At 61.1% G+C, this 24,908-nt stretch carries 24 protein-coding genes; 13 read left to right on the top strand and 11 right to left on the bottom strand.

The window, feature by feature from the left end; genetic code table 11:
- Positions 1-183 precede the first annotated feature (183 nt).
- On the top strand, positions 184-1,482 hold the full coding sequence (locus tag ACEN83_RS07555; RefSeq protein WP_007971404.1) for a serine protein kinase PrkA: 1,299 nt from the start codon (positions 184-186) through the stop codon (positions 1,480-1,482).
- Positions 1,475-2,263, top strand: coding sequence for an MlaA family lipoprotein (locus ACEN83_RS07550; protein WP_495579909.1), 789 nt, complete (start codon positions 1,475-1,477; stop codon positions 2,261-2,263). The genes ACEN83_RS07555 and ACEN83_RS07550 overlap by 8 nt, the downstream gene beginning before the upstream one ends.
- Before the next feature lie 127 nt (positions 2,264-2,390).
- Here ACEN83_RS07550 and ACEN83_RS07545 read toward each other — a convergent pair whose 3' ends face one another.
- Positions 2,391-3,305, bottom strand: coding sequence for a DUF808 domain-containing protein (locus ACEN83_RS07545; RefSeq protein WP_495579908.1), 915 nt, complete (start codon positions 3,303-3,305; stop codon positions 2,391-2,393).
- Between the two features lie 134 nt (positions 3,306-3,439).
- On the opposite strand from ACEN83_RS07545, the gene ACEN83_RS07540 reads away from it, so the two are divergent.
- Entirely contained in the window at positions 3,440-4,045 is a 606-nt protein-coding gene (locus ACEN83_RS07540) for a TetR/AcrR family transcriptional regulator (protein WP_218475305.1), read from the top strand.
- Between the two features lie 128 nt (positions 4,046-4,173).
- Here ACEN83_RS07540 and ACEN83_RS07535 read toward each other — a convergent pair whose 3' ends face one another.
- A complete protein-coding gene (locus ACEN83_RS07535) occupies positions 4,174-4,632 on the bottom strand; it encodes an REP-associated tyrosine transposase (protein ID WP_495579907.1) in 459 nt (152 codons plus the stop codon).
- A 194-nt stretch (positions 4,633-4,826) separates the two neighbouring features.
- Positions 4,827-5,267, bottom strand: a complete 441-nt coding sequence (locus ACEN83_RS07530; RefSeq protein WP_218475308.1) for a GlcG/HbpS family heme-binding protein — start codon at positions 5,265-5,267, stop codon at positions 4,827-4,829.
- A 268-nt stretch (positions 5,268-5,535) separates the two neighbouring features.
- Between ACEN83_RS07530 and gcl the strand changes: the two genes are divergently transcribed.
- From gcl to ACEN83_RS07490, 8 genes are all read left to right on the top strand, one after another.
- Positions 5,536-7,311, top strand: coding sequence for a glyoxylate carboligase (gene gcl / locus ACEN83_RS07525; protein ID WP_007971413.1), 1,776 nt, complete (start codon positions 5,536-5,538; stop codon positions 7,309-7,311).
- Positions 7,312-7,458: 147 nt separating this feature from the next.
- Positions 7,459-8,241 (top strand): hydroxypyruvate isomerase, encoded by a 783-nt coding sequence (hyi, locus tag ACEN83_RS07520; protein ID WP_007971414.1) that lies wholly within the window; start codon positions 7,459-7,461, stop codon positions 8,239-8,241.
- Between the two features lie 135 nt (positions 8,242-8,376).
- A complete protein-coding gene (locus ACEN83_RS07515) occupies positions 8,377-9,270 on the top strand; it encodes a 2-hydroxy-3-oxopropionate reductase (RefSeq protein ID WP_095963879.1) in 894 nt (297 codons plus the stop codon).
- A gap of 170 nt (positions 9,271-9,440) precedes the next feature.
- Complete coding sequence (locus ACEN83_RS07510; RefSeq protein WP_495579906.1) at positions 9,441-10,721, top strand: glycerate kinase type-2 family protein; 1,281 nt, start codon at positions 9,441-9,443, stop codon at positions 10,719-10,721.
- Positions 10,711-12,126, top strand: coding sequence for a pyruvate kinase (gene pyk / locus ACEN83_RS07505; RefSeq protein ID WP_495579905.1), 1,416 nt, complete (start codon positions 10,711-10,713; stop codon positions 12,124-12,126). Before ACEN83_RS07510 ends, pyk begins: the two co-directional genes overlap by 11 nt.
- Positions 12,127-12,276: 150 nt before the next feature.
- A complete protein-coding gene (locus ACEN83_RS07500; RefSeq protein WP_495579904.1) occupies positions 12,277-13,191 on the top strand; it encodes an urea transporter in 915 nt (304 codons plus the stop codon).
- Positions 13,192-13,212: 21 nt separating this feature from the next.
- Positions 13,213-14,037 carry an ion transporter gene (locus ACEN83_RS07495; protein WP_007971419.1) on the top strand — a complete coding sequence of 275 codons (825 nt, stop codon included), beginning with the start codon at positions 13,213-13,215 and terminating at the stop codon, positions 14,035-14,037.
- Positions 14,038-14,162: 125 nt separating this feature from the next.
- On the top strand, positions 14,163-15,161 hold the full coding sequence (locus ACEN83_RS07490) for a sulfate ABC transporter substrate-binding protein (protein ID WP_495579903.1): 999 nt from the start codon (positions 14,163-14,165) through the stop codon (positions 15,159-15,161).
- A 165-nt stretch (positions 15,162-15,326) separates the two neighbouring features.
- Here ACEN83_RS07490 and ACEN83_RS07485 read toward each other — a convergent pair whose 3' ends face one another.
- Both ACEN83_RS07485 and ACEN83_RS07480 read right to left on the bottom strand, forming a co-directional pair.
- Positions 15,327-15,770, bottom strand: a complete 444-nt coding sequence (locus tag ACEN83_RS07485) for a hypothetical protein (RefSeq protein WP_495579902.1) — start codon at positions 15,768-15,770, stop codon at positions 15,327-15,329.
- 106 nt (positions 15,771-15,876) lie between these two features.
- A complete protein-coding gene (locus ACEN83_RS07480; RefSeq protein WP_495579901.1) occupies positions 15,877-16,506 on the bottom strand; it encodes a hypothetical protein in 630 nt (209 codons plus the stop codon).
- Positions 16,507-16,741: 235 nt separating this feature from the next.
- Between ACEN83_RS07480 and ACEN83_RS07475 the strand changes: the two genes are divergently transcribed.
- Both ACEN83_RS07475 and ACEN83_RS07470 read left to right on the top strand, forming a co-directional pair.
- A complete protein-coding gene (locus ACEN83_RS07475; protein WP_495579900.1) occupies positions 16,742-17,947 on the top strand; it encodes an MFS transporter in 1,206 nt (401 codons plus the stop codon).
- A gap of 46 nt (positions 17,948-17,993) precedes the next feature.
- On the top strand, positions 17,994-18,881 hold the full coding sequence (locus tag ACEN83_RS07470; RefSeq protein WP_495579899.1) for a LysR family transcriptional regulator: 888 nt from the start codon (positions 17,994-17,996) through the stop codon (positions 18,879-18,881).
- Between the two features lie 111 nt (positions 18,882-18,992).
- Here the strand turns inward: ACEN83_RS07470 and phnN are convergent, their stop codons facing one another.
- The 6 genes from phnN to ACEN83_RS07440 form a co-directional block, all read right to left on the bottom strand.
- Complete coding sequence (gene phnN, locus ACEN83_RS07465; protein WP_495579898.1) at positions 18,993-19,544, bottom strand: phosphonate metabolism protein/1,5-bisphosphokinase (PRPP-forming) PhnN; 552 nt, start codon at positions 19,542-19,544, stop codon at positions 18,993-18,995.
- Between the two features lie 753 nt (positions 19,545-20,297).
- Positions 20,298-20,705, bottom strand: coding sequence for a hypothetical protein (locus ACEN83_RS07460; RefSeq protein ID WP_007980770.1), 408 nt, complete (start codon positions 20,703-20,705; stop codon positions 20,298-20,300).
- Between the two features lie 15 nt (positions 20,706-20,720).
- The gene (gene ccmI / locus ACEN83_RS07455) at positions 20,721-21,923 is read right to left on the bottom strand and encodes a c-type cytochrome biogenesis protein CcmI (RefSeq protein ID WP_116580370.1); all 1,203 of its coding nucleotides are present in this window, start codon (positions 21,921-21,923) and stop codon (positions 20,721-20,723) included.
- Positions 21,916-22,389: a cytochrome c-type biogenesis protein gene (locus tag ACEN83_RS07450; RefSeq protein WP_102702641.1), complete on the bottom strand. Its 474-nt coding sequence runs from the start codon at positions 22,387-22,389 to the stop codon at positions 21,916-21,918. Before ACEN83_RS07450 ends, ccmI begins: the two co-directional genes overlap by 8 nt.
- Positions 22,386-22,922, bottom strand: coding sequence for a DsbE family thiol:disulfide interchange protein (locus tag ACEN83_RS07445; protein ID WP_116580368.1), 537 nt, complete (start codon positions 22,920-22,922; stop codon positions 22,386-22,388). The genes ACEN83_RS07450 and ACEN83_RS07445 overlap by 4 nt, the downstream gene beginning before the upstream one ends.
- On the bottom strand, positions 22,919-24,907 hold the full coding sequence (locus ACEN83_RS07440) for a heme lyase CcmF/NrfE family subunit (protein WP_495579897.1): 1,989 nt from the start codon (positions 24,905-24,907) through the stop codon (positions 22,919-22,921). The genes ACEN83_RS07445 and ACEN83_RS07440 overlap by 4 nt, the downstream gene beginning before the upstream one ends.
- Between the last annotated feature and the right edge of the window lies 1 nt (position 24,908).

Below are 24,908 nucleotides of genomic sequence, written 5' to 3'. Positions count from 1 at the left end.
CCTTGAACCTTTCGCAAGCTATAACAACTGTTAACTGGGCATTCAATCGCTGCAAAGTGTATCGTCCAGCTACTATAACTTCGAAATCAGGCCTGTTTGGTGCCGAGGCTTGGCACTTTGGCGCGTATCCGGTGGTCATAGCCTGCGAATTTCATTTGACACCTTCTTCTAAGGGATTTAGTCATGCTCCGCTCCTTGCGCTTCGCCGCCCTGTTTGGCGGCCTTATATTGAGTGCGTCCGCACTGGCGGTCGACGTTGACGCCGCCAGTTATGGCTACCCCCTGACCAACCCGTTCGAGGCGACCATTGCGACCACGCCGCCGGACCTGCGTCCAGAGCTCCCCCTGGACGATGACATCGATCAGACCGTGCGCAGCGTCACCTTGCGTCCGGAACGGGCGTTCGAATTGCCGGACAATTTCTGGGCAGTCAAGAAACTCGACTACCGCATTGCCACGCAGGATCACGCCGCGCCGCTGATTTTCCTGATCGCCGGCACCGGTGCGCGCTATGACAGCAGCCTGAACGAATACCTGAAGAAGCTCTATTACAAAGCCGGCTACCACGTGGTGCAGTTGTCATCGCCCACCAGCTATGACTTCATCAGTGCCGCCTCGCGCTTCGCCACGCCGGGCGTTTCCAAGGAAGACGCCGAAGATCTGTACCGGGTGATGCAGGCCGTGCGGGCACAGAACCCGAAAGTGCCCGTCACCGATTACTACCTGACCGGGTATAGCCTGGGGGCACTGGATGCCGCTTTCGTCGCGCACCTGGACGAAACCCGCCGCAGCTTCAACTTCAAGAAAGTCCTGCTGCTCAACCCGCCAGTCAACCTCTACACCTCGATCACCAACCTCGACAAGCTGGTCCAGACTGAGGTCAAGGGCATCAACAACAGCACCACGTTCTATGAACTGGTGCTGAACAAACTGACCCGCTACTTTCAGCAGAAGGGCTACATCGACCTCAACGATGCCCTGCTCTACGACTTCCAGCAGTCCAAGCAGCACCTGACCAACGAACAGATGGCCATGTTGATCGGCACCTCGTTCCGCTTCTCGGCGGCCGACATTGCCTTTACCTCGGACCTGATCAACCGTCGCGGCCTGATCACCCCGCCCAAGTTCCCGATCACCGAAGGCACCAGCCTCACGCCATTCCTCAAGCGTGCGCTGCAATGCGACTTCGACTGCTACATCACCGAACAAGTGATCCCGATGTGGCGCGCCCGAACTGACGGCGGCAGCCTGCTGCAATTGATTGATCAAGTGAGCCTGTACGCGCTGAAGGACTATCTGCACGAAAGCCCGAAAATCGCCGTCATGCACAACGCCGACGACGTGATCCTCGGTCCTGGCGACCTGGGCTTCCTGCGCAAGACCTTCGGTGATCGCCTGACCGTTTACCCGCACGGGGGCCACTGCGGCAATATTAACTACCGCGTCAACAGCGACGCCATGCTGGAGTTCTTCCGTGGCTAAATACCTCCTGCTTTTCGCAGCGTTACTCTGTGCAGGCGTCGCGCAAGCCGACAACAGCAAGGCCAACGCTCCCGTGGTCGTCGACAGTGACGGCTTCAAGGAACCGTTGAGCAAACTCAAGTTCAACCCGGGCCTGGACCAGCGCGAATTCGAGCGTTCGACGCTCAGCGCACTGGCCGTCTACGATCCGCTGGAAGAGTGGAACCGGCGCGTCTACCACTTCAACTACCGCTTCGACCAATGGGTATTCCTGCCAGTGGTCAATGGTTACCGCTACGTCACCCCGAGCTTCCTGCGCACCGGCGTCAGCAACTTCTTCAACAACCTCGGCGATGTGCCGAACCTGTTGAACAGCCTGCTGCAACTCAAGGGCCAGCGCTCACTGGAAACCACCGGGCGACTGCTGCTCAACACCACCCTCGGCATCGCCGGCCTGTGGGATCCGGCCACCGCCATGGGCCTGCCACGCCAAAGCGAAGACTTCGGCCAGACCCTGGGCTTCTATGGTGTTCCGGGAGGCGCTTACTTCGTCCTGCCGATCCTCGGTCCGTCGAACCTGCGTGATACCGGCGGCCTGCTGGTGGATTACACGGCCGAGAATGCGATCAACTTCCTCAACGTGGCCGAGGTCAGCTCCAACCATCCGGAAGTCTGGATCCTGCGCGGCATCGACAAGCGCAACCAGACCACCTTCCGTTATGGCCAACTGAACTCGCCATTCGAGTACGAGAAAGTGCGTTACGTGTATACCGAAGCGCGCAAGTTGCAAATCGCCGAGTAATTTCGGCAGCCGAAAAACACTGTGGGAGCGGGCTTGCTCGCGAAAGCGGTGTGTCAGACAACCTTTCTGGTGACTGACACACTCTATTCGCGAGCAAGCCCGCTCCCACATTTGTTTAGCGTTGTCTTCAGCCTTTCAGGGCTTTCCAGATCTTGCCGACAGCCATCACCCCAACCAGCACCACCGCCCCCGCCACAATCCCCGCCACGCCATTGAGCAGCACCGGCACGATAAATCCGCCACTGCCTGCCGCTGCGCCAACACTTTCGATCCAGTGATGCACCACCGGCACACCGTGCGTGAGAATCCCGCCGCCGACCAGGAACATCGCCGCAGTGCCGATCACCGACAGGCTCTTCATCATGTACGGTGCCGCACGCAGAATCCCGCCGCCGATGCTTTTCGCCATCTGCCCGGGTTTTTGGGTCAACCACAGGCCAAGGTCGTCGAGCTTGACGATACCCGCCACCAGTCCGTACACACCGACCGTCATGACAATGGCAATGCCTGATAGCACGATGATCTGCTGGGTCAACGGAGCACCGGCCACGGTGCCGAGGGTGATGGCGATGATTTCCGCCGAAAGAATGAAGTCGGTGCGGATCGCGCCTTTGATCTTGTCCTTCTCGAACGCCACCAGGTCAGTGGCAGGATCGGCCACCGCCTCGACCAGCTGCGCATGCTCGACGGCGTCTTCAGCCTTGCTGTGCAGGAACTTGTGGGCGAGTTTTTCAAAGCCTTCGAAGCACAGATAAGCACCGCCGACCATCAACAGCGGTGTGACCAGCCACGGGATGAACGCACTGATCGCCAATGCCGACGGCACCAGGATCAGTTTATTGATGAACGACCCCTTGGCGACCGCCCAGACCACCGGGATTTCCCGCTCTGCCCGCACACCACTGACTTGCTGGGCATTGAGAGCCAGGTCGTCACCGAGTACGCCGGCCGTTTTCTTGGCGGCCATTTGGGTCATCAGTGAGACGTCATCCAGCACCGCCGCGATGTCGTCGATCAGCACCAGCAAACTGCTTCCTGCCATGAATCGGGTTTCCTTCTGCAATGAATGCGCAGCAGCATAGCGCGACACAAGAGCCTACGGTGCATTCTTGAGCGCCGCGCGAGGCCGGTGATACCATGCGCAACCGCCAGAACAGGCAAGGAATCACCGGGTTTATGAGCACTATCCGCGAGCGCAACAAACAATTGATCCTGCGTGCCGCCAGTGAGGAGTTCGCCGACAAAGGCTTCGCTGCGACCAAAACCAGCGACATCGCAGCCAAGGCGGGATTGCCCAAGCCCAACGTCTACTACTACTTCAAATCCAAGGAAAACCTCTACCGCGAGGTCCTGGAAAGCATCATCGAACCGATCCTGCAGGCTTCGACGCCGTTCAACCCGGACGGCGAACCCGGTGAAGTGCTCAGCGGCTACATTCGCTCGAAAATCCGCATCTCCCGCGACCTGCCTTTCGCCTCCAAGGTGTTCGCCAGCGAAATCATGCACGGCGCTCCCCACCTGAGCACCGACCTGGTCGAACAGCTCAATGGCCAGGCCAAACACAACATCGAGTGCATCCAGACCTGGATCGACCGCGGACAAATCGCCCCCATCGACCCCAACCACCTGATGTTCAGCATCTGGGCCGCCACCCAGACCTACGCCGACTTCGACTGGCAGATCACCGCCATCACCGGCAAGGCCAGGCTGGATGAAGAAGATTACGAAGCGGCGGCGCAGACGATTATCCGGTTGGTGCTCAAGGGGTGTGAGCCGGGCTGAACGAGCGCGGTGTGGCCATCGCTGGCAAGCCAGCTCCCACAGGTTTCTGTGTTGAATTCAAAATCTGTGAACGACACAAATCTCCGTGGGAGCTGGCTTGCCAGCGATGAAGGCAACTCGGTGCTGGCTCAAACCCAGATAGCATCCCACAGCGGATAGTCGCCAAGCTTTTCAACAAGTCCGGCCCGCAGTGGATTTGCCACGACATACCGGGCCAACTTCACCAAGTCCTCCTCCCGCCTCAACGCCCGGTCGTGATAGCCCTGCTGCCAAAGCGGCCCGCTTCTACTACTCGAAAGATTCACCTCCCTCGTAATCAGGGATTTGGTCTGGCGCATCAGCTTTCTTAGCGAGCAGTTTTCCAATTCGACCAGCCAATGAAAATGGTCGGGCATGACGACCCAAGCCAATGTTTTTGCCAATCCGACATCTTGTGCCCGGCGAAATTGATGAACCACCAATCTACCCAAAGCGAGGTCGGTAAAAATCGGCTCGCGATCCAGAGTGTTGGTGGTCAGTAAGTAGATTCGATTGGGTTCGGCATAGCGACCCGTGCGCAGGCGATGTGAAGCAGGTAAGTCGGACATTCCTTTGCCACTCTCAAGATGAAGTCATGAGAAGGCTAGCCCTGGAAATACTGGAGGGTCATGCAGACTTTTAGCTGGATGTGTCCCGTCGATCGCCTTCGCGAGCAAGCCCGCTCCCACAGGGGATTTGCTACACCGTAGATCCAATGTGGGAGCGGGCTTGCTCGCGAAAGCGGTAGTTCAGTCAGCGAAGATCAAGCCGCCACCCCCGCATCCGCCACCAACCCCAACGCCTCAATGGCATTGATCGCGCACTGCTCGTCAACATCCGACAGATCGCCGCTGATCCCCACCGCCCCCAACACATTCCCGTCCTGATCCCTCACCAGCACACCACCCGGTGCCGGCACGACACTGCCCTGCCCCAGGCTGTTCAACGCGGCGATAAACGCCGGGCGTTGCTGGGCGTCCAGCGCCAGCAGGCGTGACCCCTTGCCCAGCGCAATGGCGCCCCAGGCCTTGCCGATGGCGACGTGCGGGCGCAGCAGGCTCGCGCCGTCTTCGCGTTGCAGGGTGATCAGATGCCCACCGGCATCCAGGACCGCGATGGTCAAGGGTGCCGCGGAGATTGCACGCCCTGCGTTGATGGCCTCGTTGACCAGGTTGACTGCGACTTTCAAGGTTAAAGCGCTCATGGTGCCGTCCTCATTTTGTTATAGGGAAAGTCGTGGGGCTGCGCTTTTGTGCCGCAGCCCGATGCAACAAATAGAACACAATGAATTATTTTTTTGTATACAATAATTCTCGAAAGGCGCCACATGCGACGAAAAGCCACAGTAGAACTGGCTTCCGACGAATGAAACAAGCGCTTGAGAAAATGGATTGACCTGCGCCGTCCGCCGTGAATACACTCTGCGCAAAGCCACTTGTATACAATTACAAAACGTAAAGAGGCACAAAACCATGAGCAAAATGAGAGCAATCGAAGCCGCCGTTCTGGTGATGCGCCGTGAAGGGGTCGATACCGCTTTTGGCATCCCGGGTGCCGCCATCAACCCGCTGTACTCCGCCCTGCAAAAGGTCGGCGGCATCGATCACGTACTCGCTCGCCACGTTGAAGGCGCCTCGCACATGGCCGAGGGCTACACCCGCACCAAGGCCGGCAACATCGGCGTGTGCATCGGTACTTCCGGCCCTGCCGGCACCGACATGGTCACCGGGCTCTACAGCGCCTCGGCCGACTCGATTCCAATCCTCTGCATCACAGGGCAAGCACCCCGCGCCCGTATGCACAAGGAAGACTTCCAGGCTGTCGACATCACCAGCATCGTCAAGCCAGTCACCAAGTGGGCAACCACCGTTCTGGAACCGGGCCAGGTGCCTTACGCGTTCCAGAAAGCCTTCTATGAAATGCGCTCCGGCCGTCCAGGCCCGGTGCTGATCGACCTGCCGTTCGACGTTCAAATGGCGGAAATCGAATTCGACATCGACGCTTACCAGCCACTGCCGCTGGCCAAGCCGACCGCTAGCCGGGTTCAGGTCGAGAAGGCCCTGGCCTTGCTGGATCAGGCCGAGCGTCCATTGTTGGTCGCCGGTGGCGGCATCATCAACGCCGACGCCAGCGATCTGCTGGTGGAGTTCGCCGAGCTGACCGGTATTCCGGTTGTCCCGACCTTGATGGGCTGGGGCACCATTCCCGACGATCACCCGCTGATGGTGGGCATGGTTGGCTTGCAGACCTCGCACCGCTACGGCAACGCGACCATGCTCAAATCCGACGTGGTGCTGGGCATCGGTAACCGTTGGGCCAACCGTCACACCGGTTCGGTCGACGTCTACACCGAAGGCCGCAAGTTCATCCACGTCGACATCGAAGGCACTCAGATCGGCCGCGTGTTCACCCCGGACCTGGGCATCGTGTCCGACGCCGCTGCCGCGCTGACCGTGTTCATCGAAGTCGCTCGCGAATGGCAAGCCGCCGGCAAGCTGAAGAACCGCAGCGCCTGGCTGCAAGACTGCCAGCAGCGTAAAGCCAGCCTGCAGCGCAAGACTCACTTCGACAACGTGCCGGTCAAGCCGCAGCGCGTTTACGAAGAGATGAACCAGGTGTTCGGCAAAGATACCTGCTACGTCAGCACCATCGGTCTGTCGCAGATTGCCGGCGCGCAGTTCCTGCACGTCTACAAGCCGCGTCACTGGATCAACTGCGGTCAGGCAGGCCCTCTGGGCTGGACCATTCCGGCAGCGCTGGGCGTGGTCAAGGCTGATCCGAACCGTAAAGTCGTGGCCCTGTCGGGGGACTATGACTTCCAGTTCATGATCGAGGAATTGGCGGTGGGCGCGCAGTTCAAGCTGCCGTACATCCATGTCGTGGTGAACAACTCGTACCTGGGCCTGATCCGCCAGGCACAGCGCGGTTTCGACATGGACTACTGCGTACAGCTGTCCTTCGACAACCTGAACGCCCCGGAACTCAACGGCTATGGTGTCGACCACGTCGCAGTGGCCGAAGGCCTGGGCTGCAAGGCACTGCGTGTGTTTGAACCGGCTCAGATCCAGCCTGCCCTGCGCAAGGCTCAGGAACTGATCGAGGAGTTCAAGGTTCCGGTGATCGTCGAGATCATCCTGGAGCGCGTGACCAACATTTCCATGGGCACGGAGATCAACGCCGTCAACGAATTCGAAGACCTGGCGCTGGTCGGCGACGACGCACCGACTGCGATTTCGCTGCTCGACTGATCCACTATTGCTGATGGTTCGCCCCCGTAGGAGCTGCCGCAGGCTGCGATCTTTTGATCTTGAGCTTGTAAAAGTCAAAAGATCGCAGCCTTCGGCAGCTCCTACACACACAGCGCCATCGCCATTAATTTGCAACGGGAGACCACCATGCCGCGTTTCGCAGCCAACCTGTCCATGCTGTTCACCGAACAGGACTTTCTTGCCCGTTTCGAAGCGGCCGCCAAAGCCGGCTTCAGTGGTGTCGAGTACCTGTTCCCGTACGACTTCAGCTCCGCCGAAATCAAGGCCAAGCTCGACGCCAACGGTCTGACCCAAGTGCTGTTCAACCTGCCGGCCGGCGACTGGGCGAAGGGCGAGCGCGGTATCGCGTGCCTGCCGGACCGGGTTGAAGAGTTCCGTGCCGGTGTCGACCTGGCCATCGCCTACGCGCAAGTGCTGGGCAACACTCAGGTCAACTGCCTGGCCGGTATCCGGCCGCAGGGCTTTGACGATGCCACCGTGGAGAAAACCTTCGTCGCCAACCTCAAGTACGCGGCCGACAAGCTGCAAGCGGCAGGGATCAAGCTGGTGATGGAAGCGATCAACACCCGTGACATTCCAGGTTTCTATCTGAACAACACGGCGCAAGCCCTGTCGATTCGCGAGCAGGTCGGCAGTGCCAACCTGTTCCTGCAATACGACATCTACCACATGCAAATCATGGAAGGCGACCTGGCCCGCACCCTGCAATCGCACCTGGGCGAGATCAACCATGTGCAGCTCGCGGACAACCCGGGGCGCAACGAACCAGGCACCGGTGAAATCAACTACCGCTTCCTGTTCGAACACCTGGACCGCATCGGGTATCAGGGCTGGGTCGGTTGCGAATACAAGCCGCTGACCACCACCGAAGCAGGCCTGGGCTGGCTCAAAACCCACAACGCAATCTAACAAGACACGGGCAACCCTGTGTAGGAGCTGCCGCAGGCTGCTATCTTTTGATCTTGCCTTTCAAGATCAAGATCAAAAGATCGCAGCCTTCGGCAGCTCCTACAGGGGGGCACACAAAAACAAGAGGATTTTCTCATGGCTAAAATCGGATTTATCGGCACCGGCATCATGGGCCACCCAATGGCGTTGAACCTGCAGAAAGCCGGTCACAGCCTGTTCCTGTCGGCGCACCACGACGCCGCCCCTGCCGACCTGGTCGCCGCTGGCGCCGTTGCTCTGGCGAACCCGAAAGAAGTCGCCCAGGAAGCCGAGTTCATCATCGTCATGGTGCCGGATACCCCGCAGGTCGATGACGTGCTGTTCCGTGCCGACGGTATCGCTGCCGGCGTGGGCAAAGGCAAAGTAGTGATCGACATGAGCTCGATCTCGCCGACCGCCACCAAGGCTTTCGCCGCGAAGATCAACGAAAAAGGCGCGCAATACCTCGACGCCCCGGTCTCCGGTGGTGAAGTCGGCGCCAAGGCGGCGACCCTGAGCATCATGGTCGGCGGCGATGCCGACGCCTTCGAACGCGCCCTGCCGCTGTTCCAGGCCATGGGCAAGAACATCACCCTGGTCGGTGGCAATGGCGACGGTCAAACCGCCAAGGTGGCCAACCAGATCATCGTGGCCCTGAACATCCAGGCGGTGGCCGAAGCCCTGCTGTTCGCTTCGAAAAACGGTGCCGATCCAGCCAAGGTGCGTGAAGCACTGATGGGCGGTTTCGCTTCCTCGAAGATCCTCGAAGTGCACGGCGAGCGCATGATCAAGGGCACCTTCGATCCAGGCTTCCGCATCAGCCTGCACCAGAAGGACCTGAACCTGGCCCTGCAAGGCGCCAAGGAACTGAACATCAACCTGCCGAACACCGCCAACACCCAGCAAGTGTTCAGCACCTGCGCGGCCATTGGCGGCAGCAACTGGGACCACTCGGCGCTGATCAAGGGCCTGGAACACATGGCTAACTTCTCGATTCGCGACAAAAAATAATCTGCGCCTCTGGCTCGCTCCCTGTGGGAGCGGGCTTGCCCGCGATGGCATCGATGCGGTTTTCCTGAATGACCGCGGCGCCTGAATCGCTGGCAAGCCAGCTCCCACAGGACCGAGTCGCAACACCTGCTGTCGTTTTATCCCAATAACAAGAATTCCGGGAGCCCGCCATGTCGGTCGATCCGCAACAATTGCTGCGCGAGCTGTTTGCCACAGCCATCGACGCGGCACATCCGCAACAAGTCCTCGAAGCCCATCTGCCTGCCGACCGCAGCGGTCGCGTGATCGTCATCGGCGCCGGCAAAGCCGCGGCCGCCATGGCCCAGGTAGTCGAGCGTTGCTGGCAGGGCGAAGTGTCAGGCCTGGTGGTGACCCGTTACGGTCACGGCGCACCTTGCGAAAAAATCGAAGTGGTCGAAGCTGCACATCCAGTACCGGACGCTGCAGGTCTGGCCGTGGCCAAGCGTGTGCTGGAGCTGGTCAGCGACCTCAACGAATCCGACCGCGTGATCTTCCTGCTCTCCGGCGGCGGCTCTGCCCTGCTGGCGCTGCCGGCCGAAGGCATCACCCTGGCGGACAAGCAGTCGATCAACAAAGCCCTGCTCAAGTCCGGCGCGACCATCGGCGAGATGAACTGCGTGCGCAAGCACCTTTCGGCGATCAAGGGCGGCCGCCTGGGCAAAGCCTGCTGGCCGGCCACTGTCTACACCTATGCGATTTCCGATGTACCGGGCGATCTGGCCACGGTCATCGCCTCCGGCCCTACCGTGGCCGACCCGAGCACCTCGGCCGAAGCCCTGGCGATCCTCAAGCGTTATGCCATCGAGGTCCCGGTCTCGGTGCGCACCTGGCTGCAAAGCCCCGAGTCGGAAACCGTCAAACCCGGCGACCCGAGCCTGGCACGCAGTCATTTCCAATTGATCGCCCGTCCGCAGCAATCCCTGGAAGCGGCAGCGGTGAAATGCCGCCAGGCCGGGTTCAGCCCGCTGATCCTCGGCGACCTCGAAGGCGAATCCCGCGAAGTGGCGAAGGTCCACGCCGGCATCGCGCGCCAGATCGTCCTGCACGGTCAGCCGCTGGCGGCGCCTTGCGTGATTCTCTCGGGCGGTGAAACCACCGTCACCGTGCGCGGCAATGGCCGTGGCGGGCGCAACGCCGAGTTCCTGCTGAGCCTGACCGACAGCCTCAAAGGCCTGGCTGGCGTCTACGCACTGGCCGGTGACACCGACGGCATCGACGGCTCGGAAGACAACGCCGGCGCAATCATGACCCCGGACAGCTACGCCCGCGCCGCCGCAAAGGGCCTGAGCGCCAGCGACGAGTTGGACAACAACAATGGCTACGGCTATTTCGAGGCACTCGACGCCCTGATCGTCACCGAGCCGACCCGAACCAACGTCAACGACTTCCGCGCCATTCTGATCCTTGAGAGCACTAAACATGACGCCTGACAAAAAGGTCAAAATCCTCGCCACGCTCGGCCCGGCCATCGATGGCATCGACGACATCCGTGAGCTGGTGCTGGCCGGGGTCAACATCTTCCGCCTGAACTTCAGCCATGGCGATCACGCCGACCACGCCCAGCGTTTCCAGTGGATTCGTGAAGTCGAGCGCCAACTGAATTATCCATTGGGCATCCTGATGGACCTGCAAGGCCCGAAACTGCGGGTCGGCAAGTTCGCCGAAGGCAAGGTGCAACTGGTACGCGGCCAGGCCTTGCGCCTGGACCTCGACGCCACGCCGGGCGATGAGCGCCGGGTCAACCTGCCCCACCCGGAAATCATCGCCGCGCTGGAGCCGGGCATGGACCTGCTGCTGGACGACGGCAAGTTGCGCCTGCGGGTCGTGACCAAATACGCCGACGCCATCGACACCACCGTGCTCAATGGCGGCGAGTTGTCGGACCGCAAAGGCGTGAACGTGCCGCAAGCGGTGCTCGACCTGAGCCCGCTGACCGCCAAGGATCGCCGCGACTTGACCTTCGGTCTGGAGCTGGGCGTGGATTGGGTCGCGCTGTCGTTCGTGCAACGCCCCGACGACATCCGCGAAGCCCGCAGCCTGATCGGCGACAAAGCCTTCCTGATGGCCAAGATCGAGAAGCCCTCGGCTGTCGAACAACTGCGCGAGATCGCCGAATTGAGCGATGCGATCATGGTCGCCCGGGGTGACCTGGGCGTGGAAGTGCCGGCCGAAAGCGTGCCGCAGATCCAGAAGAACATCATCGGCACCTGCCGTCAGCTCGGCAAACCGGTGGTGGTGGCCACGCAGATGCTGGAGTCGATGCGTTTCTCGCCGGCGCCCACCCGCGCCGAAGTCACAGACGTCGCCAACGCCGTGGCCGAAGGGGCGGACGCGGTGATGCTGTCGGCGGAAACCGCGTCCGGCGAATACCCGCTCGAAGCCGTGCAGATGATGAGCAAGATCATCCGCCAAGTGGAAAACGGTCCGGACTACCAGACTCAACTCGACGTCAGCCGACCGAAAGCCGAGGCGACTGTTTCCGACGCGATCAGCTGTGCCATTCGCCGTATCAGCAACGTGCTGCCGGTGGCGGTGCTGGTGAACTACAGCGAGTCCGGGGCGTCGAGCCTGCGTGCGGCGCGGGAGCGGCCGACCGTGCCGATCCTCAACCTGACGCCGAACCTGCAGACCGCCCGTCGCCTGAGCGTGGCCTGGGGTGTGCACTCGGTGGTCAACGATCGCCTGCGCCAGGTCGATGAAGTCTGCTCCACAGCGCTGGAGATCGCCCAGGCCCAAGGCATGGCGCAGCGTGGCGACACCTTATTGATCACCGCCGGTGTGCCCTTTGGGCAGCCGGGATCGACTAACTCTTTGCGTATCGAGACATTGATCTAGCGCCTGAACTGGCCTATTCGCGAGCAAGCCCGCTCCCACATTGAACCTTTGTTCAGTCATTGATTCTGTGGTGCACACAGATCAACTGTGGGAGCGGGCTTGCTCGCGAAGCAGGCGACACGATTCACTGGAAACACCACAGACTCCATCATGCCTGCCAACCATTTCAACACCCACTGCCCCGACTGGGCCGAAGCCTTGCTCAACGGCTTCAGCCAGATCTTTCTCCAGCGTAATCCGCTGTGCGGCCTGCTGTGCCTCCTGGCAATCCTGTTCACTGCGCCCGCCTTGCTGGGCGGCGCCTTGCTCGGCGGTGTCGCCGGGTTGTTCACCGCGCAACGTCGCAACTACGCCAAGGCTGACCGTCAGGCCGGGTTGTTCAGCTACAACGGCGTTCTGCTCGGTCTGTTGCTGAGCCTGTACTTCCCCTGGTCGGCGATGATGCCGCCGCTGATTCTGGCCGCCGGTGGCCTGAGCGCGATGTTCACCCAGCAGTGGCTCAAGCGCGTCCGGTTCAGCCAATACCTCCCCGCCTACACCACGCCATTCGTGGTGCTGAGCTGGGTGTTGCTGTGCTTCGCCACACCCTCGACAGAGGCGCATTTGATTGAAGTCAGCACCCTGAACATGCTCGCCGCCCCTTTCAAAGGCATCGGTCAGGTGATGTTCCTCGGTCATCCGCTGGCCGGTGCGATGATTGCCGCCGGCTTGCTCATCGCTGATCGCCGCGCCTTCTGCTGGGCGTTGCTGGCGTCTGGTGCGGGCATGGGCTGGAGCCTGCTGCAGCACGACTTCTACACCGCACTGCTGGGCCTCGGCGGCTACAACGCGGTACTCGCCGCCCTCGCCTTCAGCTCGCAGCGTCGCCAACCGTGGCTGCCGCTGGTCGGCATCGGCCTGGCGCTGTTGCTGACACCGGTGTTTGCCGCCATCGGCCTGCCCACGCTGACCGCGCCGTTCATTCTTGCCTGCTGGCTGATCCGCACGATTGTTCAGGTGCTCGGCAAAGCCAGGGTCGAAAGCGCGCCTTGCGCTACCGGGGAGAATCAACCTAGGCTGCGCTGATCATCGAGTCAGGCGTTATCCATGGACAGCAACAAACACTGGCGTGAAGACCTTTACGTCATGATTTTCCAGACCGACACCCAGGCGGGTCGGCGCTTCGACGGCATCCTGCTGTTGATCATCCTCGCCAGCCTGGTGATCGTGATGCTCGACAGCATCGACAGCGTTCACCGCAACTACGCCGATGTACTCGCCTATATCGAGTGGGGCTTCACGGTGATTTTCCTCGGCGAATACATCCTGCGCCTGTACTGTTCGCCCAAACCCCTGCGCTACGCCTTCAGCTTTTACGGACTGGTGGACCTGCTGGCCATCGTGCCCGGCATCCTCGCGCTGTATTACGCCGATGCGCAGTATCTGCTGATAATCCGGATCATCCGCATGCTGCGGATTTTCCGTGTGCTCAAGCTCAGCCCTTATCTCAAGCAAGCCAACTACCTGATGTCGGCGCTGCGCGGCAGCAAGCAGAAAATCGTGGTGTTCCTGGTCAGCGTCTGCACGCTGGTGACGGTTTTCGGCACGCTGATGTATGTGATCGAAGGCCCCGAACATGGCTTCACCAGCATTCCCAAAGGCATCTATTGGGCTATCGTGACACTGACCACCGTGGGCTTCGGCGACATCGTGCCGAAGACGCCGCTGGGCCAGGTGATTTCGTCGCTGGTGATGATCACCGGTTACTCGATCATCGCCGTGCCAACCGGGATTTTCACTGCTGAACTGGCCAATGCCATGCGCGGCGATCAACTTCAACACGACTGCCCGGTGTGCAAGAAAAACAGCCACGAACACGGCGCTGCATTCTGCTCCCGTTGCGGCAACGCACTGTTTAAAAAACTGGAATAAGCAAAGAGCTTTTTAATCTTTAAAGGACTAAACGAGCCCGGCTATAGTCGCGTGCTTTGAAACCAACAAATAACCTGTAGGAGCTGCCGCAGGCTGCGCCTACATGACAGAACAAGGAATTCGCAGTGAAAAAACTCTTTGGCGCCTCGCTTCTCGCCGCTGGCCTGGCCCTGGGCAACATCGCCCAGGCGGCACCGACGCTGCTCAACGTTTCCTACGACGTGATGCGCGACTTCTACAAGGACTACAACACTGCGTTCCAGAAACACTGGCAAGCCGAGCACAACGAAAACATCACCCTGCAGATGTCCTTCGGCGGCTCCAGCAAACAGGCACGCTCGGTGATCGACGGCCTGCCGGCGGATGTCATCACCATGAACATGGCCACCGACATCAATGCCCTCGCGGACAACGGCAAACTGGTCCCGGAAAACTGGGTCACGCGCCTGCCGAACAACAGCGCGCCGTTCACCTCGGCCACCGTGTTCATCGTGCGCAAGGGCAACCCGAAAGCCCTGAAAGACTGGCCGGACCTGCTCAAGGATGGCGTGCAAGTCATCGTGCCGAACCCGAAGACTTCGGGGAACGGCCGCTACACCTACCTCTCGGCCTGGGGCTACGTGCTGAAAAACGGCGGTGACGAGAACAAGGCCAAAGACTTCGTCGGCAAGCTGTTCAAGCAAGCGCCGGTACTCGATACCGGTGGCCGCGCCGCCACCACCACCTTCATGACCAACCAGATCGGCGACGTGCTGGTGACCTTCGAGAACGAAGCGGAAATGATCGCCCGCGAGTTCGGTCGTGACCAGTTCGAAGTCATCTACCCAAGCGTTTCCGCCGAAGCCGAGCCACCGGTGTCGGTGGTCGACAAAACCGTCGACAAGAAAGGCACCCGCGCCGCCGCCGAGGAATACCTGAAGTACCTGTGGTCGCCGGAAGGCCAGGAGATCGCTGCCGCCAATTACCTGCGCCCGCGTGACCCGGCCGTGCTGGCCAAGTACACCGACCGTTTCCCGAAAGTGGACTTCCTGTCCGTCGAGAAGACCTTCGGTGACTGGCGTACCGTGCAGAAGACCCACTTCAACGATGGCGGGATTTTCGACCAGATCTACAGCGGTAAGTGATCGCTGAGCGGCAATGAACAAGGCGACCTGCACAGGTCGCCTTTTTTGTGAACACCCCCCCGAACGACTGTAGGAGCTGCCGCAGGCTGCGATCTTTTGATCTTCTGTTTCTAAAAGCAAGATCAAAAGATCGCAGCCTGCGGCAGCTCCTACAAGGGTGCACCTCTAGCTCAAATTGCCGCAGAAAATAGCCTGATGACCATCGACCGGGCTTTGACGCACCACCAGGGCGTAGCCGCCGGCTCGAAGGGTCTCGACGGCGACCGGTGCGCTTTTCCAGAAGCGCTGGTTCGACGCTTGCGAATAGAACCGGGCATTTGGGCCGTCATTCATGTCATAGGCGGGTTTCGAACCCAGGTTCCCACAGTTTCCCGGATAGATGTAGGCCGTCAACCGCCCCGGCAATGTGCTGCCTATGCCCTCGCCGCTGACCTCAACCCAGAACGTTGTTGCGTTATCACCGGGCATCATGATCAACCGGGCAATATTCCCGGGATTATCGGATGTAGCATTCAGGGGAACGCTGGTGACCTGACTGTCAGGCACTGTCGAGCACCCAGAGATCCAACCGACCGCTACCACTAACGCCAGCGAAGATACGATTTTCATCGTGATACTCCCGCTTGTAAGGACACATTGAAGTGATCCCCCCAGTAGATTCTAGCTGCCGGGGCTGTGCGGGCTTTTCTTCAGATGGCCGGTTGCCATGCATCGGCTACATCGGTGGCGTCACGCCATCCTTGCCCGCCGAAATGGATTGAGCGGTGAGCGTGCCGTCAGCGCCCTGCGTGACAAAGGTCACGATCTTCACGCCCACCTTCAACAGGCTGCGATCGGCCGGCATCAGGTTGACGATGGGAACGTCTTCGGGCACCAGGATCTTCTGTTGGCCACCCTTGTAGTTGACGGTCAGCACCCGGCCATTGCTCACCACCAGGTCGCCGACGCTGCCGTTGGTCATGCTGCTGCCCTTGACCAGATCGAAGGGCCGATGACCGTCGCCACTGCCGGCCAGTTCCGGCGGGAACACATGGACCTCCAGGGCCTTGAGCGTGCCATCCTCCTGGGGAATGGCTGCGGAGCCAATGTAGCTGCCTGGCTTGATGTCTTCGATGTTGGCAAGGGTCACGGCGCGGACCTTGGTGTCCTGGGTCAGGTTGATCACCAGGTTGTCGCCGCTGTTGGCGTGGACCTTCACAACGTCCGGACTGACACCGGTGATTTCGCCGCGTACACCGATGCGCGTGCCCGGCGCATCTTCGGCCTGCGCCAGGCCAGCGCTGAATACGCTGATCAAGGTGACGACTGAAAACCGGCGAATCAGCTGACGAAACTTCACATTCATGGAGCGGCCCTCGGGTCATGAGACGTGGAGAGAGAACATAAGCACGCTATCGAACAAGATGTAAGTGAATGTATCATTGACCTTCGATCTTCTGACGCAAGGCCATCAGGCGGACGACACACGCGTCCGTCAGTCATTCCGCAATGGAATGATAGCTATCACTCCAATCCCGCTTCCGCCGTCTCTGTCAGCCCGTTAGCCTGCGCGCATTCCTTTCCGTACAGCGAGACCCGTTATGAACCCAGCGACCCAGGTGTCCCACGGCACCGCGACAATGACCCGAGGCATGGTGCTGCTGTTCGCCTTCTGCTGCGGCGCCATTGTCGCCAACATCTACTACGCCCAGCCGATCATCGGCCTGATCGCCCCGGACATCGGCCTGACCAACGCCATGGCCAGCCTGATCGTTTCCCTGACCCAGATCGGCTATGCGCTGGGGCTGTTTTTCCTGGTGCCGCTGGGGGATCTGCTGGAGAACCGCCGGTTGATGATCATCACCACCCTGGTGGCGATTGCCAGCCTGCTGGGTGCGGCGTTCACCGATCAGCCGAACGTGTTCCTGCTGATTTCGCTGTTGGTGGGGTTCAGCTCGGTATCGGTGCAGATTCTGATTCCACTGGCCGCACACCTGGCGCCGGAAGAAACCCGTGGCCGTGTAGTGGGCGGGATCATGGGCGGTTTGCTGCTCGGCATTCTGCTGGCCCGGCCGGTGTCCAGCGTGGTGGCCGACCACTTCGGCTGGCGCGCGATGTTTGTGATTGCCGCGGTGTTGATGGCGGCCATCAGCATCGTGCTGGCCGTCACCATTCCCAAGCGTGAACCTGATCACAGCGCCTCCTATGGCCAGTTGCTGGGCTCGCTGTGGACGCTGCTGCGCAAGCAACCGGTGCTGCGTCAGCGGGCGTTTTACCAGGGCTGCATGTTTGCCACTTTCAGCCTGTTCTGGACCGCCGTGCCACTGGAGTTGGCGCGCAATCACGGCTTGTCGCAAAGCGAGATCGCGATTTTCGCCCTGGTCGGGGCCATCGGCGCCATCGCCGCCCCGATCGCCGGACGCCTGGCCGATGCCGGCCACACCCGCATCGCATCGTTGCTGGCCCTGCTGTTCGCCAGCCTGAGTTTTCTGCCGGCGTTCATCCATCCGGCCTACAGCGTCATCGGCCTGGCCGTGACCGGCGTGGTGCTGGACTTCTGCGTACAGATGAACATGGTCCTCGGCCAGCGTGCGGTCTACGCGCTCGACGGCAAAAGCCGGAGCCGCCTGAATGCGCTGTACATGACCAGCATATTCATCGGCGGCGCCTTCGGCTCTTCGGTGGCCAGCGCAGTGTACGAACAGGGCGGCTGGTTGTGGATCGTGATCGTCGGCAGCGCGTTTCCACTGCTGGCGTTGTTGCGGTTCCTGAGTGTTTCGCCGAAGGCATCGTTGGCTACGGCTTAACAGCGTTGACTTGCGACATCCTCAAGATTTTGCACAAGGACCCTCAATGGACCGCCTCGGCGCAATGGAAACCTTCGTCTACGTGGTGGAAACCGGCTCGTTTTCCGCCGCGGCACGACGCCTGAGCATCGGCCAGCCGGCCGTGTCGAAAACCATCGCGCAACTCGAGGCGCGGTTGGCAGTGCGGTTGTTGCTGCGCTCTACCCGCGGCCTGACGCCTACCGAGGCCGGGCTGGCCTTTTTCGAACGGGCCAAGCGTGCCATCGAAGAAGCTGACGAGGCCGACAACGCCGCACGGGGTTGCGCCAGCGGGCTGAGTGGCAACCTGCGTATCTGCGCGGCGGTCACCTTCGGCCGGCTGCACATCGTTCCGCGCCTGGGCCCCTTCCTGGAGCAACACCCGGAGCTGAACATCGACCTGATGCTCGACGATCGCAATGTCAATCTGGTGGAAGAAGGCATCGATATCGCCCTGCGCATGGGCGCGTTGAGCGACTCGGGCCTGACCGCGCGCAGGGTCGCCGAATGCCGGCGCATGGTACTGGGTACACCGGCGTACTTCGAAAAACACGGCGACCCCACCTGCCCCGCCGACCTGGGCAAGCATCAGGCAATCGTCTACACCCTCGGTGACGGCGCCAATTGGCAATTCAACAAGGCCGGTGAGAAGCAATCGGTGATCGCCAGCGGCCGGATCCGTGTCAACGCCGCCGAAGGCCTGCGTGAAGCCGTGCTGGCCCATCAAGGACTGACCATGGCCTCGCAATGGATGTTTGCGCCAGAACTGGCCGACGGTTCGGTCCGGGAAGTGATGAAGGACTGGGTATTGCCGAACCAGGACCTGTGGGCGGTGTTCCCTACAGGCAGGATGCCCAGCGCCAAGGCTCGGGCGTTTGTGGAGTATGTGCACGGGTTGTTGGGCACGAAAGCCTGACAGGCAGCTCAATCAAGATCAAAAGATCACAGGCTGCGCCATTGCCTGCATTGGCCGCATACGAAGGTAATTGCTCGTCGTCCGTTCCCGGCAATGTCAGGTAAATCGGTGTCACTCGTCAATGCAGACCAGCAAACGCTCGACCGTTTGCTCAATTGGCCCGGAGTTGTCGAGCATGTGTACGGTCTGGTCGTCCGCCAGAAGTTGCTCGCTGAAGCGGGCATTGCGCGCCAGGCGCTGATCGATCTCGATCAACGATTCTCGCCCGCGCTCCAGCAAGCGATGGCGCAGTACCGCTTGATCCACAGTCAACAAGAGCACCAATACGTCTGGATAGCGCTGGCGTGTGTTCTGCAAATGCCCCCGCGAGCCATTGACCAGCACGTCCTGCCCGGCGGCCAGCCAATCGTCGATTTCCCGCGGGATGCCATAGGACAACCCATTGGCGTGCCAGCTCAGGGCAAACGCGCCCTGGGCTTCCATATCGGCGAATTGCTGCGCGCTGACACCCAGCGCCGCCTCGCCCACGGCTTCGGCCGAGCGGGTAATGACCCGGCGCACGATACGGCAGCCGCGTTCGGCCAACCGCGTTCGTGCGGCATCCAGCAGGCTGTCCTTGCCCGAACCTGAAGACCCGATGAGATAGATCAACCTGCCCGCCATCAAAACACCCTCTTCATTTATCGCCACACTTGCTGGAGCACCGGCAAACCATCCTGACTGCGCTTGCACCCGATCAGCCCGCTGGCCCGGCGAATGATCCATCACCTGCATCCGTTGCACCAGCAGGTTTTCCACCCGATCACGGTGTAGGCTCAGGGTGTTCGACCAGTGCCGGTTAAAAACTGTTACCTATGTGGGTGAGTCATATCCTGCGATCTTTTGATTTTGATTTTTGACCATGTCGAAGGGGCGGAAGATCAAGATCAAAAGATCGCAGCCTTCGGCAGCTCCTACAGGCCGAGCGTTAGCTCGCCTGCCGCTCTTGATCTTGATCCACCCGCCCCCTCGGCAGGCTGAGCGGAGGTGTTCATCCGGGGATGGGCGCGCAGCGCCGTTCGACGCAGTCGAACTCATTGCATGTAGGTCGAAGCGAAGCCGACCGGAGGGCAATGCCCCCGGATGAATACCGGAGCGAGGGAACCCCGAGCCTAAGCGAGGGGCCGTACGTAAGGGGCGAGACCTTTGGTTCCTTTGGGCTGGGCCGGCACTCCGGCGTTTGCCAAAGGGACTCGCCGTAAGGGCGAAACCATAAGCCGCCGTTACCCAAAAAACGGATATGTACACAGTCAACAAAAGACAGGTCGGCTATCAGGCCGCCTTCGCGAGCAAGCCCGCTCCCACAGGGGTTCAGCATCAGCCCGGCAATCACATTCGGCAGGCACAAAAAAGCGACCCGAAGGTCGCCTTAGTGCGTTACTGCCCGAATTGCCGTCCCAGCCCACCCGGTACACCGTGAATATCAGTCTCCTCCCACGGCCCTTTCGGACTGATCGACCGGCTCCAGCCGTTATCCCAACGGTAATAGGTACGCTGGCGATAAAAGGTATTGGGCTGATCATCAAGCACATAAACCCCAAGCTTCGGATCCCAATGGCTATTGCCCCCCGGTGGTGGCGCAAAGCTGGCGGACGTGCGTGGCAGCGGCTTGGAGGGTTTTACCGGAACAGACGGCTTGCTCGGTACCGGCGACGTCGATGGCGTGGGGCTGGGCTGCGACCGCGGAATCGGCGGTGGAGCCGTTTGCTCCGGTGGTCGCTGGACCGCACAAGCGCTTAACCCCAAAACGACGCTGAGCAGGGCAATACGAGCGATGGCGGTCATGGTAGCGTTTTCCTGTTATTTGTCCGGGCTGTCGATGGTCAGTGTTTGCGGCGCGGTGGTGCTGCTGGCCAAAGGCTGGCTGCGACCGATCCACTCGCCGGCGGTCGGTTTGCCGGCACGGGAAATGCGCGCAACAAGTTGGACTTCAGGGAAGTTCGACAGTTTCAATTGCGGCATCATCGCGTCGGCATCGCTCAGCTCGACGGTCACCGGCAGGTCGGCCACGGTCATGCGCTTGACCGCCAGCGGGGCCGGCGGACCGGAGACCGCACGGGCGAAGATGAACACGCTGTCGCCCGGCTGGACCTTGGTTTTGAGCTCCGCCGCCAGATCGACGCTGACCTTGAGCAACGCCGCGCTCTTGGCCGCCGGTGCTTGCGCAACCTTGCCACCACTGGCCACCAGTTTCTCCGTGGCCCGGGTGATCCCGCCTTGCAGCGCCTCCCGGGACGGGTCGTCCGGCGGTAACTGCGCCAACAGGCGATTCCAGTAATCGATGGCGTCCTGATAACGTTCGCCTTCAAACGCGGCAATGCCGAGCAGGCCGAGGCTGGTGACTTCTTTCGGATCGGCCTTGAGCGCTTCGTCGGTCAGGGCCTGGACCTTGTCCGACCACTTCTTGCCATCGGCGAAGTACTGGGCCTGGGCCCATTGACCGAGCAATTCGGGCTGACGACCGGCCAGGTTCACCGTGCGCTCGAACATCTTCGCCGCGTCCGCCGGGCGATCCTGAGCCATGTAGGTTCGGCCGAGGAAGTACATGCCTTCGGCGGAGTCCGGTTGAGCGGCGACCACACGCTCCAGACGCTGGGTCATTTCTTCCATCGACTTGGGTGCCTGGGAGAATTCGCGGGTCAGTTCGACCTTGTCGCTGGCGCCGTAATGCATGTACAGCCCCAGGCCCAGCACCGGCACCAGAACGGCGGCCAGCAACGGCAGGGGTTTGCCCAGTCGCGACACCCGCGGCGCGTCGACACCTTCGGTGTCCGCCAGCAACTCACGGGCGGCTTCGGCGCGACCGGCGTCCATTTGCGCCGCATCGAGCACGCCCTCTTCCTGCTGAGTCTGCAACTCAGCCACGCGCTCCTGATAAAGCGCGACGTTCAAGGCGGTACGATCCTCTTCACGCTGGGCACGACGGCTGCGCAAAACCGGGATCAACAGAAAACTCAGGGCAACCAGAAGCAGCAGACCTGCAGCGAGCCAGAAATCAATCATTCTTGGTTTTATCCAACAGGTGGTCGAGGCGCGAGCGCTCCTCGGCAGACAGCGAGCCCGGGGTGCCGGCGCGTTGCACGCGACGACGGCGGACGATCACCGCGATGATCACGACACCCCCCAGCAGCAGGCCGGCGGGGCCGAACCAGAGCAAGGCAGTCTTGGCGTTCAACGCAGGTTTGTAGCGGACGAAGTCACCGTAGCGGTCGACCATGAAGTCGATGATCTGCTGGTTGTCTTTGCCCTCGCCGAGCATGCGGAAAATCTCTTTGCGCAGGTCGGCGGCAATCGGTGCGTTGGAATCGGCAATGTCCTGGTTCTGGCACTTGGGGCAACGCAGCTCCTTGGTCAGTTCACGAAAACGCTCGCGGTCACCTTCCTTGGCAAACTCATAGGTGTCGATGGCCGCGTGGGCCACACCGGCCATGCTCAAGCCGAGGACAGCGGCAGCAATCCAGCGCTTCATGGCTTGGCCTCGTCGACCAGCGCCTGGTACTTGCCCGCCAGTTTTTCGCGCCAGACCTGCTCGTCGATCACGCCGACGAACTTGTCACGGATAATGCCCCTGGCGTCGATGAAGAAGGTCTCCGGCGCTCCGTACACACCGAGATTCAGGCCCAGCGAGCCTTGGTCGTCACGGATGTCCAGTACATACGGGTTGTGGAAGTCTGTCAGCCACTTCAAGGCATCGGCGTTGACGTCCTTGTAGTTGATGCCATAGATCACCACGCCCTGCTGGGCCAGTTTGTTCAGCACCGGGTGCTCGACCCGGCAGGAAATGCACCAGGTGCCCCAGACGTTGACCAGTGCCGGCTTGCCCAGAATGTCGGCGCGGGTGAGGGTCTTGTCGCCCTGCACCGCCGGCAGGGAAAACTCCGGGAACGGCTTGCCGATCATGGCCGAAGGCAACTCGGCCGGATCCAGATACAACCCACGGTAGAGAAACACGGCAACCACCAGAAAAATCGCCAGTGGCAACAACATCAACCAACGCTTCATGCAGTGGCTCCCGACAGGCCCAGTGCTTCGCGCACGCGGCTTTTTACCTTGACCCGATAACGCCGATCCAGCGCCGCCAGCAAACCACCTGCGCCTGTCAGCAAACCACCGAACCAGATCCAGCGCACGAACGGTTTGACGTGTACGCGCACAGCCCAGGCGCCGTTACCCAGCGGTTCACCGAGGGCGACATAGAGGTCGCGGGTGAATCCGGCGTCGATGCCCGCTTCGGTCATCACCGAGTTCTGCACGGTGTACAGGCGTTTTTCCGGGTGCAGCACGCTGACTTCCTTGCCGTTGCGGATCACCCGGACGGTGCCCTTGTCGGACGTGAAGTTCGGGCCTTCGAAGTGCTTGGCGCCTTCGAAGATGAAGTGATAACCGGCCAGGTCCATGGACTCGCCCGGCGCCAGGCGCAGGTCACGCTCGGCACTGTTCTGGCTCGACAGCACGACACCCAGCGCACACACGGCAATACCGAGGTGAGCGATCTGCATGCCCCAGTAGCTGCGGGTCAGGGTTGGCAGGCCTTTGATCAGGCCTTTGTGGCGGGTCTTGTCGACAATGTCACGCGCACCGGCCAACAGCACCCAGGCGGCGAGCATGAAGGTCGCGAGCACTGCCCAGTTGAAGTCGCCGTAGGCTACGCCAGCCACCACGGCCATGGCCGCACTGCCGAGCAATACCGGCGTCAGCATGCTCAGCAGCCATTTCACCGGGGTGTCTTTCCAGCGCACGATCACGCCGACCGCCATCACCACCATCAACAACGCCATCAACGGAATGAACAGCGCGTTGAAGTACGGCGGGCCGACCGACAGCTTGGCGCCGGTCATGGCATCGAGAATCAGTGGGTACAAGGTGCCCAGCAGAATCATCGAGGCGGCCACCACCAGCACCAGGTTGTTGCCCAGCAACAGGGTTTCCCGGGACCACAGGTTGAAGCCAACCTGGCTCTTGACCACCGGCGCGCGCAGGGCGAACAGCGTCAATGAACCGCCGACCACGAACAGCAGGAAAATCAGGATGAACACGCCGCGCTCCGGATCGGAGGCAAAGGCGTGCACCGAGGTCAACACCCCGGAGCGCACGAGGAAGGTGCCCAGCAGGCTCAACGAGAACGCAGCGATGGCCAGCAATACGGTCCAGCTCTTGAACACGCCACGTTTTTCCGTGACCGCCAGCGAGTGAATCAGCGCGGTACCCACCAGCCATGGCATGAACGAGGCGTTTTCCACCGGGTCCCAGAACCACCAGCCACCCCAGCCGAGTTCGTAGTACGCCCACCACGAACCGAGGGTGATGCCGATGCCGAGGAACGCCCAGGCCACGATGGTCCACGGACGCGACCAGCGCGCCCACGCGGCATCCAGGCGACCGCCCATCAGCGCGGCGATGGCGAAGGCGAAGGCCACCGAGAAACCGACGTAGCCCATGTACAGCATCGGCGGGTGCACGATCAGGCCGATGTCTTGCAGCAGCGGGTTGAGGTCGGCACCGTCGCTGGGCATTTGCGGCAGGATGCGCTTGAACGGGTTGGAGGTCATGATCAGGAACAGCAGGAAACCGGTGCTGATCATGCCCATCACCGCCAGCACGCGGGCCAGCATGACCTGTGGCAACTGCCGGGAGAACACCGACACCGCGAAGGTCCAGCCACCGAGAATCAAGGCCCACAACAGCAGGGAACCCTCGTGGGCGCCCCACACGGCGCTGAACTTGTAGTACCAGGGCAAGGCGCTGTTGGAGTTGTTGGCCACATAGGCCACGGAGAAGTCATCGACCATGAAGGCGTAGGTCAGGCAACCGAAGGCAAACAGCAGAAAGCTGAACTGCCCCCAGGCGGCCGGCTGGGCCAGGCTCATCCACAGCCGGTCACCGCGCCAGGCACCGAGCAGCGGGACCACGGCCTGGGCCAGGGCGAAGCACAGGGCCAGGATCATCGCCAGATGGCCCAGCTCGGGAATAAAGATGCCGGATGTCATG

Source organism: Pseudomonas sp. Pseusp49 (genome assembly GCF_059491875.1).
This window is presented reverse-complemented; position numbering and strand designations above follow the sequence as displayed.